Annotated in this window: 12 protein-coding genes; 9 read left to right on the forward strand and 3 right to left on the reverse strand. The window is 59.0% G+C overall.

What is annotated here, in order from left to right; genetic code table 11:
* The coding region (locus BG83_RS0117495) for a hypothetical protein (protein ID WP_024977904.1) at window positions 1-1,017 on the reverse strand (1,017 nt) is incomplete at its 3' end.
* A gap of 266 nt (window positions 1,018-1,283) precedes the next feature.
* On the opposite strand from BG83_RS0117495, the gene BG83_RS0117500 reads away from it, so the two are divergent.
* On the forward strand, window positions 1,284-1,628 hold the full coding sequence (locus tag BG83_RS0117500) for a CzcE family metal-binding protein (protein WP_021197777.1): 345 nt from the start codon (window positions 1,284-1,286) through the stop codon (window positions 1,626-1,628).
* 150 nt (window positions 1,629-1,778) lie between these two features.
* Here the strand turns inward: BG83_RS0117500 and BG83_RS0117505 are convergent, their stop codons facing one another.
* Window positions 1,779-2,261 carry a cupredoxin domain-containing protein gene (locus BG83_RS0117505; RefSeq protein WP_012755714.1) on the reverse strand — a complete coding sequence of 161 codons (483 nt, stop codon included), beginning with the start codon at window positions 2,259-2,261 and terminating at the stop codon, window positions 1,779-1,781.
* A gap of 394 nt (window positions 2,262-2,655) precedes the next feature.
* On the opposite strand from BG83_RS0117505, the gene BG83_RS0117510 reads away from it, so the two are divergent.
* Window positions 2,656-3,045, forward strand: coding sequence for a hypothetical protein (locus BG83_RS0117510; protein ID WP_235180696.1), 390 nt, complete (start codon window positions 2,656-2,658; stop codon window positions 3,043-3,045).
* A 52-nt stretch (window positions 3,046-3,097) separates the two neighbouring features.
* On the opposite strand, the gene BG83_RS0117515 is transcribed toward BG83_RS0117510, so the two are convergent.
* A complete protein-coding gene (locus BG83_RS0117515; RefSeq protein WP_012755716.1) occupies window positions 3,098-4,000 on the reverse strand; it encodes a LysR family transcriptional regulator in 903 nt (300 codons plus the stop codon).
* A gap of 85 nt (window positions 4,001-4,085) precedes the next feature.
* Here BG83_RS0117515 and BG83_RS0117520 point away from each other — a divergent pair, with 85 nt between their 5' ends.
* From BG83_RS0117520 to BG83_RS0117550, 7 genes are all read left to right on the forward strand, one after another.
* Entirely contained in the window at window positions 4,086-5,243 is a 1,158-nt protein-coding gene (locus BG83_RS0117520; protein ID WP_012755717.1) for a trans-sulfuration enzyme family protein, read from the forward strand.
* 43 nt (window positions 5,244-5,286) lie between these two features.
* Complete coding sequence (locus tag BG83_RS0117525) at window positions 5,287-6,174, forward strand: transporter substrate-binding domain-containing protein (RefSeq protein WP_012755718.1); 888 nt, start codon at window positions 5,287-5,289, stop codon at window positions 6,172-6,174.
* Window positions 6,175-6,202: 28 nt separating this feature from the next.
* Window positions 6,203-6,940 (forward strand): amino acid ABC transporter permease, encoded by a 738-nt coding sequence (locus BG83_RS0117530; RefSeq protein ID WP_012755719.1) that lies wholly within the window; start codon window positions 6,203-6,205, stop codon window positions 6,938-6,940.
* Window positions 6,941-6,947: 7 nt separating this feature from the next.
* The gene (locus BG83_RS0117535; RefSeq protein ID WP_012755720.1) at window positions 6,948-7,637 is read left to right on the forward strand and encodes an amino acid ABC transporter permease; all 690 of its coding nucleotides are present in this window, start codon (window positions 6,948-6,950) and stop codon (window positions 7,635-7,637) included.
* Window positions 7,638-7,687: 50 nt separating this feature from the next.
* Complete coding sequence (locus BG83_RS0117540) at window positions 7,688-8,422, forward strand: amino acid ABC transporter ATP-binding protein (RefSeq protein ID WP_012755721.1); 735 nt, start codon at window positions 7,688-7,690, stop codon at window positions 8,420-8,422.
* 101 nt (window positions 8,423-8,523) lie between these two features.
* Window positions 8,524-8,967, forward strand: coding sequence for a hypothetical protein (locus BG83_RS0117545; RefSeq protein ID WP_012755722.1), 444 nt, complete (start codon window positions 8,524-8,526; stop codon window positions 8,965-8,967).
* 76 nt (window positions 8,968-9,043) lie between these two features.
* A complete protein-coding gene (locus BG83_RS0117550) occupies window positions 9,044-10,003 on the forward strand; it encodes a porin (RefSeq protein WP_021197781.1) in 960 nt (319 codons plus the stop codon).
* Window positions 10,004-10,299: the final 296 nt, after the last annotated feature.

Here is a 10,299-nt window from a genome sequence, read left to right on the forward strand (position 1 = left end):
GTAGATGGATGTGGTGTGTTCGACCTCGAAGGCAGCTTCCACTTCCAGCGAGACAGCGTTCAGCCAGACGACATCGATGAGAGGCACGGTGTCAGCGCCTGAAACCAAAAGTGAATTCGGCAATGTTGCCAGGCAGCCCTCGCTGAGCACGCCGCCATTGTAGGGGCGGCTGCGGTCGTTGGTCGCCACCCAGACCGCGAAGCCCAATGCCTTGCCAAGATCGCGCAACCAGCCTTGCACCTCTGTATGAGAGGCATCGTCGGTTCGGCCTGCTTGAAGTTGCTTGGCGAAGGAGGCTGCTTCCTCGCGGGCCTTAGCCAGATCCTTCTCCCACTCAGCAATCGTGGTAGCGCCACCCTCTTGCGGCGGAGCTGGATAGCGCTCCATTCCGATATCGAACAGCAGTCCGGCAATCGCACCCAGGTCATTGGACAGCAGGTCGCGGTAGCGTCCATTCAGGGACAGCACGCCCTCGCGCATGGCCAAGTAGTGGTCCCATTTGCCGAGCTTGACACGAGAGCCCGTCAGCGCGTTGTATCCATTGACGATCGCAGTGTTGAAGGGAACCGCCAAAGTTGGGTGGATGAAATACAGCAGGTTGGCAACGGCTGGGCCCAGCCCCTTGATGCCGTGCCGGTTCAACTGCTGAATCGCTTGAACTACCTCTTGCTCGGTATCGCAGCAATTGCACGTATGCAGCAGTCTGGCGAACGCTCGCTGATGATCTGCGTTCTCGTAGATGTCCGGAATACGCAACTTGGGTTTCCAGAGGAATGCGTGGTCCGCCCCCTTGAAGATTTGGCGCTGCTCGGCAATCGCGGAGACCACGGTTTCGAGAGAGGATCCGCGATAGGCGTTGCCAAATGTCCCAGCCTGGATCTCGTTGACCACCGTACTAATGCCACGCCGGATGGAGCGGAAATTCTTGAGGCGCTCGGGCCAGAGAAACCACGTCTGGAAAGTTCCGTCTCTGTCAGGCTTCCATCGCTCAATGAGCGTTCTTGTTAAATCGGTCATGCAAAATCCACTATTTTTATCGTGGCACTGTCCGATCGGGACAGTGTATGTACTTTCCGGCACCGTTTCAATGCTGATTCGACAGAGTTAAAGCGACCTATTCACCGCCAATCTCCGCGTGCCATCCACGAAAAAAAGGTGCCAGGATTGCGACAAACGCAGTGCTTGTTAACAAAACTGTAATCGCAGCGACAGGGTGCTGTCGTCGTCTACAACGTAGAATTTAGCAGCATGGATGCATTCTCAGCATTTGTGCGGAGCACGTCATGAACCTCATGCGGGCCCTCCAAAGCGCCCTCATGCTCTTGCTGCTAGGTTTCGCGTCTGGGTGTACATCCGTCGCTACGACGCCAGCGCAGTTTGGGCATCCAGTCGCAATTGCACATGCGAGCCGAACAATTATTTTGACTCCACGCATCAGATACGTGCATGTGTACACTGGTGAAACAGTTGCTTTCCGGATTGGGGAAAAGGAAATTGGCTGGATGTTCACGGCCCCAACAATCGGAGGTGGCCAACCAATCGATATGGGCTCGATCTTTCCTGATATTCCTGAGGCAAAGGGCATCGCGATTTTTATTGAGCGGAGCAATCTTTACAGGGCAGGATAATCGGTCGCGATGGGAAAGGCGAAGCGCCGCAAGATGGCGCGCGGCTACAACCTCCGCTTCATGTGGTTCACATTCTTGGGATGACATGCCGATTTTAGCTTGACGAGAGCGAGACCTCGATTGACGAGTATCGAATGTTGTCGCTTTCCCCTACTTGACCACAATCTTTCCGATCATTCCGGCTTCGTAATGCCCTGGTACAAGGCAAGCAAAATCAACCATGCCGGGTTCATCGAATCGCCAAATGAGTGCTCCTTGTTGGCCAGGCTCGAGCGCGAGATGCTTTCCAATAGTGTGGTGGCTCATCTCCGGCATCTTGCGCATCATCTCGGCATGCTCCTTTAAGTCGGCAGCGGTGCCGATCACCAGTTCATGGTGTACTTTGCCAATGTTCTCGACAACGAAGCGCACAGTCTCCCCCACTTTGACGGTGAGCGTGGTCGGTTGGAAACGCATGTCATCGCTCATAGTCACATTGATGGTACGCGTCACCTTTTGAGGATCTCCAGGCTGGCCTGCCTTCGGCGCGGGTTCGCTGGAATTGGAACCGAGACCTTCGAGTTGATTCGCCGCACCAAAGGCGGCTAGGGGCGCAAAACTCAGTGCTAGGATGGAGCGAGAAAACCTGTTCATGAGCCTCTCCCTTTTGGAAAGCGGTTGAAATACTTGGTGCGGCTCGACGTTGCCGCGGGGTGGGCGGAAGCCGTTCGCCAAAACGGGGCCCGCCTCTACCGAATCGCGTTGGCTTGGCGACAAAAACTCGGCCCGTGGCATCAATGATAGATCTTGGAACACTCGCCCGTCGATCGGCAGTTACCCATCAGCAGGGGCAACATCAATTGCAATGAGACGCGTGCTGGTTGAAGCTCGCCAGTTGCGCTGGGAGAAAATCCGCTCGAGAAAGAGGGGGCACAGCGAAGACCAAGCTTTCTTTCGGACGGGGCGGCTAGGCGTGCAGATCCCGGTCTTCAAGCTTGATCGTCGGTGATGAGCTGAAGCGGAGCGCGTAATGTCAATCAGATATCCCGTGATTACTGAAGGCGGGTACGTTTTGCGGGCGTGCAGCGCGCTGGCACTGGCGGCGATGGTCAGTGGCTGCACAACTGCTTACGAAGGCAAATATGAGTACGCCGAAGGCTGGCGGCTAGGCGTGATCGTAAGAACCGGCACGCTCGCCGACATGGCCCCTGTGGAGGCAATGTGCTCGCTTGCAGACCAGAGCAGCACGGCACGCTTTGCCTATGTGCAGTTCATCTTTGGGCCGACCCACGGCAAGTTTCTTTACAGCGGACCACACCAACGCCATGTCATCGTGCCGCTGCCGCAAGGGGGTGGGCTGCACGAAGGCGCGCGCGTCTACATAAATCTCCAGGATTGCAACCAAGCGGCTGTTCCCGCATCCGCAACTACTCCATAGGCTGCGCGCTCACGGGGTAGCGTCGTCAGTCCGAGTTGGGCCGGGTGAATCCTCAAGAGCCTGCCTCCTTTGCCGCCGCCGCGAGAATACGTCTAGCGTGCGCCATAAACGCCTGTGCCGGTAGCGAAAGAGGCACACTGGCCGCCTGCAACGCCAGCGTCCGGAAACGGATCTTCTTGTCCAAGGGGCGAAACGCCGCGCCTCGCGCGTCCAGCTCGCTCAATGCGAGCGGGTTCACAAGGCCAATGCCGACGCCATTCTTCGCCAGCGACGCGACGGTGATCGAGTAGGGGGTCTCGCAGGCCAAGCGCAACGTCCGTCCGTCCACTGCCAGCAACTCGTCGAGTTGACGGCGCGTCGTATCCCGGCGTGACAGGGCGATGAACGGGTGATCGCATAGATCGGAGAGCTTCACGCGTCGTTGGCGTGCCAATGGATGGTTGACCGGCATCGCGACCACCGCGTTGGTTGTCACGATGGGTGTGGCGGTCAATCCTTCGAGTTCGACCTCATCAGCGGCGAAGCCGATATCGCACTGGCCTCGCGCGACCTGATCACGCACCTGCACGGAGCTGCCAATCTCGAATCGGACCAGCACATCAGGAAAGTCCTTGCGCAAGGCGGCAATGATTCTTGGCATCAGACCCAGGCCGAGAGCAGGCAAACAAGCCACGGCAATGCTTCCGCCTGATCCAGAGCGCAGTTGAGTCGCGTACTGCTGCAGATGATCCAGGCCGGCATAGGCACGCTCAATTTCCGCAAACCACAGCTTCGCTTCCGGCGTCGCTCGCAACCGCGAACGCTCTCGCTCAAACAAGCGCATCTGCAGGCTTGCTTCGAGCTGGGCGAGCAACCGGCTGACCGCGGGTTGCGAGGTATGCATGTACTGAGCCGCGCGGGCAGTCGTGCCCGTCAACATGATCGCGCGGAACGCCTCTATCTGTCTGTGGTTCATATCGATTTTGAATTGACTTGAGTCAACTTGGCATTGGAAAGAATAGACCGAGTGCAGGATACTCGCCAGTCATCAGGAAGACACCATGCCACCGAATACAACACCCAACTTCATGACCTCGTCGCCACGCTTCAGTGCGCTCACTGTGCCGGTGCACCGAGCTTCGACACTGGTTTTTGACACGACGGCCCAGTTCCTTGCGCGTAAAGGCCAGTTGTTCGACGGCTACTCATACGGGTTGTATGGGACGCCGACAACCCGCGCCCTGGAGACGGAAGTTGCTTCCATCGAAGGTGGATCCCGCACCGTGCTGGTGCCCTCCGGGCTGGCCGCGCTGACCCATCCCATGCTTGCTCTCCTGTCTGCTGGCGACCACGTCCTGGTGGCCGACTGCGTGTATGGGCCGACGCGCGAGTTCTGCAACAGCGTCCTCAGGAAAATCGGTGTTGCCGTCACCTACTTTGCCGCCGATGCCGCGACGATCGACGCGCACCTGCAAAGCAACACGCGACTCGTGCTGCTCGAATCGCCCGGCTCATTCACGATGGAGATCCAGGAGATCGCCGCCATCTCCCGCGAGGCTCACACTGCCGGCGCGCTGGTCATGCTGGACAACGCATGGGGCTTCGGCAACTCCGCCATGTTCGAGCATGGCGTGGACATCGTCTGCACCGCATTGTCGAAGTACGCGGCGGGCCACTCGGATGTCTGTTTGGGTTCCATTACCGTGCGTAGCGAACGCTTGTTCCGCCAGATCAAGACGTTTGTATCGGGTGTTGGCACCGGGGTTTCGTCGGATGACGCATTCCTCGTGCTGCGCGGCCTGCGCACCCTTTCCGTTCGCTTGGCCGAACACGCGCAACGAGGGCTGGACCTGACGCAGTGGCTGCGTGGCCGCCGCGAGGTCGCCTCGCTGGTCCATCCCGCTCACCCGGAAGATCCACAGCATCAACGCTTCAAGCGGTACTTCAGCTCCGGCAACGGCTTGCTGACCATTCTCTTGCACAGCCAGGATCTTGAACGCATCAGCGCCATGCTCGATGGCTTAAAGCATTTTCGGATCGGTGCCAGTTGGGGCGGCACGGACAGCCTGATTGCCATTGCAGACCTCACCGCCTCTCGCATCGTGCAGCCATGGCCTCCAGGACGCTATGCGCTGCGACTGCATATCGGGCTTGAACCGTTGGAACCCCTGTATGCAGACCTAGAGGCCGGGTTTACCAGGTTGAATGGGCAAGCGTAGACATCATTGAATCCAAGCAGAACACACTCATGGAGAAGACATCGTGATTCGACTACTCGCATTTGCCGCGCTCGCCACTGTGCTCGGCAGCGCAACCGCGCAGGAGACCGGGACGCTGGCGAAGATCAAGCAAACCGGCGTGATGACCTTGGGCGCGCGCGAAGCTTCCATTCCATTCAACTACCTCGATGACCATCAACGGCAGGCGGGGTACGCATGGGAGCTTTCCACCCGGATTGCCGACGCGGTGAAGAGGCAACTCAAGTTGCCCAAGCTCGAGATCAAGGAAATCAATCTCACCCCGCAGACCCGCGTGGCGCTGGTGGCCAATCAAACCGTGGATCTCGAGTGCAGCTCCACCACCAACAATCTGGAGCGCCAAAAGCAGGTCGCGTTCTCAAACACGTTCTTTATCGTTGGTGCGCGATTGCTCGTGCGCAAGAACTCCGGAATCCAGCATTGGGCAGACCTGATTGGCAAGAACGTGGTGGTCAGCGCCGGCACCACCGGTGAGCGCTTGCTCCGCAAGCTCAACGTCGAGAACAGGTGGGGCATCAACATCATTCTCGCCAAGGACATCAACGAGAACTTCCTGACCGTCGAGACTGGCCGGGCGGTGGCATCAATGCAGGACGACATCATCCTTTACAGCAACATCGCCCGCGCGAAAGACCCGTCGATGTGGGAAGTCGTTGGCATGCCGCAACAGCGCGAAGCGTACGGCTGCATGCTGCGAAAGGACGACCCAGCGTTCAAGAAGCTGGTGGACGACACTATCGCCGCCATGATGAAGAGCGGCGAAATGGAAGCGCTGTACAAGCGCTATTTCCAATCCACCATCGCAGTCAAGGGAGGCTTGCGCATTGATCGCCCGCTATCGCCCGAGATGCTGGACCTCTTCAAGCATCCGAATGACAAGGCGTTCCAGTAAATCACCCGCAACACGCATGCATTGATCAATGAACTACTCCTGGGATTGGCTCATTTACTTCAAGCCATCGGTGACGGGCGAAGGGCTGTATGGAGCGATGCTCCTGACAGGCCTGGGTTGGACCCTGCTGATCTCGCTGTTGTCCTGGACGTTGGCGCTGGCCTTGGGCACCCTCTTCGGTGTCGCCCGCACGCTGCCGCAGCGCTGGGTTCGATGGCCAAGCGCTGCGTATGTGCATTGCTTTCGCAACACGCCGCTGCTGGTCCAGCTCTTCCTGTGGTTCTACGTACTTCCCGAGCTGCTACCCGTCGACTGGGGCAATGCCATCAAGCAGATGAATCCGACGCTGAATCAGTTTCTGACCGTTGTCCTGTGTCTGACGCTCTATTCCGCAGCCAAATGCGCCGAGCAGATTCGGGCAGGAATTGAATCGATCGCTGCGGGCCAGCGGGCCGCAGGGTTGGCGCTGGGGCTTTCCACCGGCGGCATCTACCGCCACGTCATTCTGCCGCAGGCCTTCCGCATCATCATTCCGCCTCTGACCTCTGACTTCATGAATGTGTTCAAGAACTCGGCGGTTGCGCTCACCATCGGGCTCATGGAGTTGACCGGCCAGAGCCGCCAACTGAGCGAATTCAGTGCACAGCCATTCGAGTCGTTTCTGGCCGCCACCGTCATCTATATGTTGGTCACGCTGCTGGTGGTCTGGCTGATGCACGTGATCGAAGCGCGCTCGCGCCTTCCTGGCATGGTCGGTTCGCACTGAGGTCACGATGAGCTATCAATTCGACTGGTCCTCCATTCCGCGTGCGTGGCCTTACCTTGTAGAAGGGCTCGCGACGACGGGCGGCTTGGTTGCCGCCTCCATCACAGCAGGCATTGCTCTGGGCACCGTGCTGGCGATCGGACGGCTGTTCGGCCCGCGTCCCGTCACCATGACTGTTGCCGCGTATGTGAACGTGTTCCGCTCCATACCGCTGATCCTGACGATCTTCTGGTTCTTCTTTCTGGTTCCGGCCATGCTGCGCGCTGTGACCGGTGATCCGTATCTCACGGTCGGTCCGATATGGGCTGCGTTGGCGGCCTTCATTCTCGCCGAGTCTGCCTACTACTGCGAAATCATCCGCGCTGGCATCGGAAGCGTGAAAACCGGGCAACTGAGCGCGGCAAAAGCGCTGGGGCTTACGCAGTGGCAAGCCTTGCGGCACGTGATCCTGCCGCAGGCGTTTCGGAACATGACACCGTCGCTGATCAACCAGACGATCGCCCTGCTCAAGGACACCTCACTCGTCTACGTGATCAGCCTGACCGACTTCCTTGGCGCCGCTGGCAAGATCGGCCAGCGCGATGGGCGGCTGGTCGAGATGTACCTGTTCTCGGCTGCGGTCTACCTGGTGCTGTGCTCGTTTGGCGTCTGGCTCGTCGCCGCCGTGCAGAAGAAGCGCATGGGAGCCCGGGCGTGACCAGGCTCTTGCCCGGTTGCTCCGATATCAAGACACAAACGACACCAACCATGATCAATATTTCCGACGTCTCCAAATGGTATGGCCCGTTTCGGGTACTCACCGACTGCACGACTTCCATCGCCCCAAAGGATGTGGTGGTGATCTGCGGCCCCTCCGGGTCAGGAAAATCGACGCTCATCAAGACGGTCAACGGACTCGAACCGTTTCAGAAGGGGGATATCCACGTGGGAGGAATCTCCGTCGGCGCCGCAGACACGAACCTTGCGAGTCTTCGCGCCCGCGTCGGCATGGTTTTCCAGAGCTTCGAGCTGTTCCCTCACCTGACGGTATTGCAGAACCTGGCACTGGGTCAGATCAAGGTGCTCAAGCGCAACAGAGCCGCTGCAGAAGCCAAGGCGCTGGCGCTACTGGACCGCGTCGGACTCGTTGCGCACGCGTCGAAGTTCCCCGGGCAGTTGTCGGGCGGCCAGCAACAGCGTGTTGCCATCGCGCGCGCGTTGGCCATGGACCCGGAGGTCATGCTGTTCGATGAGCCGACTTCCGCGCTCGATCCGGAAATGGTGAATGAAGTCCTCGACGTCATGATCGATCTTGCCAGGGATGGCATGACGATGGCCGTCGTCACGCACGAGATGGGCTTCGCCAGGCAAGTGGCGAACAGAGTCATCTTCATGGACCAGGGACAGATTATTGAAGACGTGCCCAAGGCGGATTTCTTTGACTGCCCCGATGCGCGCACCGATCGCGCGCGGCAGTTTCTTTCAAAGATCCTCTCCAGTTAGCCATCCAATCGATACGTTTTTCCATCTTGCGCAGTGTGCCGGCACTTTACGCATGAAATCGCCGCAAGAGCGGCAACCACAACTACCTTGAGGAGACAACCATGAAAAACATGATGGCAGCGGCCGTCTTTGGCCTGGCGTCCATGGCAGCGCTGGCGCACAACATCGACGCCGATATCACCAAGTTCGAGAAGATCCATGCAACAAAGGATCCGAACAGCAAGGAGGCACGAGAAGCAAAGGTGCTGATCGAGCAGGCTCGCGCCGTGTACTTCCACTCGGACACCGTCCAACTCCTGCGCATCCGCGCGTTGCTAAACGATGGCTTCAAGTTCGTCGGAGCGCAGCCTGCTTTCCTCGGCAGCGAGATCAAACGCCTGGAAGATGCGATCGCATCGCCCAAGACCAGCGATCCCGCAATGACCGATGCCGCCAGGAAACTGCTGCTGCAGGCGAAGGCCGAGAAAGCCGCGTACGACGTGCTGCACGATTCCGTCGGCGAGAAGATCGATCAAGCCATGAAGCTGATCGAAGCGGCGAAGTAAGACGACCGCTCGACCACAAGGAGGAGCCATGAGAATAAGGACAACAGTTTGGAAGGTCGCGCCCGCGATCATCGCAATGACGAGTGAAGTCGCGCTGGCCCAGTCGAACGTGGAGGTATTCGGCATCGTCGATACGGCAGTTGAGTGGGCACGCAGTGGAGACGGAGTCAATGTCAACCGGCTGGTCTCGGGGCAGAATTCAGCGTCGCGTTTCGGCATGCGGGGCAGCGAAGATATCGGCGGCGGACTCAAGGCCAATTTCTGGCTTGAGAACGGCTTCAACACGGACACCGGCGCGCTGTCCGATAGCGCAAGGCTGTTCAACAGACGTGCGACGGTCGGCCTGTCGGGGCCATGGGGGCGCGTTGATCTCGGTCGCCAGTTCCGCCCCGAAGCCCGCGCCGTGTTCGGCATGGACCCATTTGATGGGGGCTCCACAGCATCGCCCTCCAATACCTACTCCAACACGGTGTTCCGCACCGACAATGCGGTCGTGTATGAGACGCCAAACGTGAACGGCTTCGTGGGCCGGCTCATGTATGCCTTCGGCGAGGCACCCGGCGCGTTCAACGGTGCCAACAACGATGTCGGCGCCTCCCTTCAGTACTATAACGGTCCGGTCTACCTCGCCTATGCTTATGACGCGCGCACCAACGCGACCAACAGCGACAAGCGAAGGTGGCACTCGTTGGGAGGCGCGTACGACTTCGGCGTGGCGAAGCTGTATGCCGCCTATCGCACCCGCAAGGAAGGTGCCGTGGGCCTCGACGAGAGCAGCTACTGGTTGGGTGTCAGCGTGCCGCTAGGTGCGTGGACCCTCTCCGCAACCGCAACGCGCGTCAATGACAAGACACCAGCCGACAAAGGTGCAACCGGAATCGGATTGGGTGCCGACTATGCCTTGTCGAAGCGAACGACGTTATACGGCCGGTTCGGCAAGGTCAACAACAAGAACGGGGCAACGTTCAATTTGGACAACGGCATCAACGGCCCCAGCCCCAGCTCGTTGGCACTCGGCTTGCGGCACAAATTCTGAGTTGCTATTCGGGGCACTCGATCACGACGTTCCGGAACATGCGGCTTCGCATCCGGAACGACGTCGGCTCAGGGCGTCCGGCGCCGAGCTGGGCGGCTTTCGGCGTGCAACCCCTAGTGCCGTATTGATTCAACATCCAGACCACCGCATACGTCGGTAATAGCAATCGCACCGCTCAGCGACTGTCTACGGAGAATGAGTTGCTGCGATAGCAGCAACTCATTCCGCCGCCGCGGTTGGGGACGAACTTCTATGGGAACGATGATCCGTCCCTGGATATTGGAAGGGGATTGTCC

This window comes from Ralstonia pickettii (genome assembly GCF_000607165.1).
GTDB lineage: Bacteria > Pseudomonadota > Gammaproteobacteria > Burkholderiales > Burkholderiaceae > Ralstonia > Ralstonia holmesii.

What these genes read in the sequence shown, in the direction of transcription:
- BG83_RS0117500 (WP_021197777.1), top strand. Translation starts at nt 1,284, where the DNA reads ATGAACCTCATGCGGGCCCTCCAAAGCGCCCTCATGCTCTTGCTGCTA.
- BG83_RS0117505 (WP_012755714.1), bottom strand. Translation starts at nt 2,261, where the DNA reads ATGAACAGGTTTTCTCGCTCCATCCTAGCACTGAGTTTTGCGCCCCTA.
- BG83_RS0117515 (WP_012755716.1), bottom strand. Translation starts at nt 4,000, where the DNA reads ATGAACCACAGACAGATAGAGGCGTTCCGCGCGATCATGTTGACGGGC.
- BG83_RS0117520 (WP_012755717.1), top strand. Translation starts at nt 4,086, where the DNA reads ATGCCACCGAATACAACACCCAACTTCATGACCTCGTCGCCACGCTTC.
- BG83_RS0117530 (WP_012755719.1), top strand. Translation starts at nt 6,203, where the DNA reads ATGAACTACTCCTGGGATTGGCTCATTTACTTCAAGCCATCGGTGACG.
- BG83_RS0117535 (WP_012755720.1), top strand. Translation starts at nt 6,948, where the DNA reads ATGAGCTATCAATTCGACTGGTCCTCCATTCCGCGTGCGTGGCCTTAC.
- BG83_RS0117540 (WP_012755721.1), top strand. Translation starts at nt 7,688, where the DNA reads ATGATCAATATTTCCGACGTCTCCAAATGGTATGGCCCGTTTCGGGTA.
- BG83_RS0117545 (WP_012755722.1), top strand. Translation starts at nt 8,524, where the DNA reads ATGAAAAACATGATGGCAGCGGCCGTCTTTGGCCTGGCGTCCATGGCA.
- BG83_RS0117550 (WP_021197781.1), top strand. Translation starts at nt 9,044, where the DNA reads ATGACGAGTGAAGTCGCGCTGGCCCAGTCGAACGTGGAGGTATTCGGC.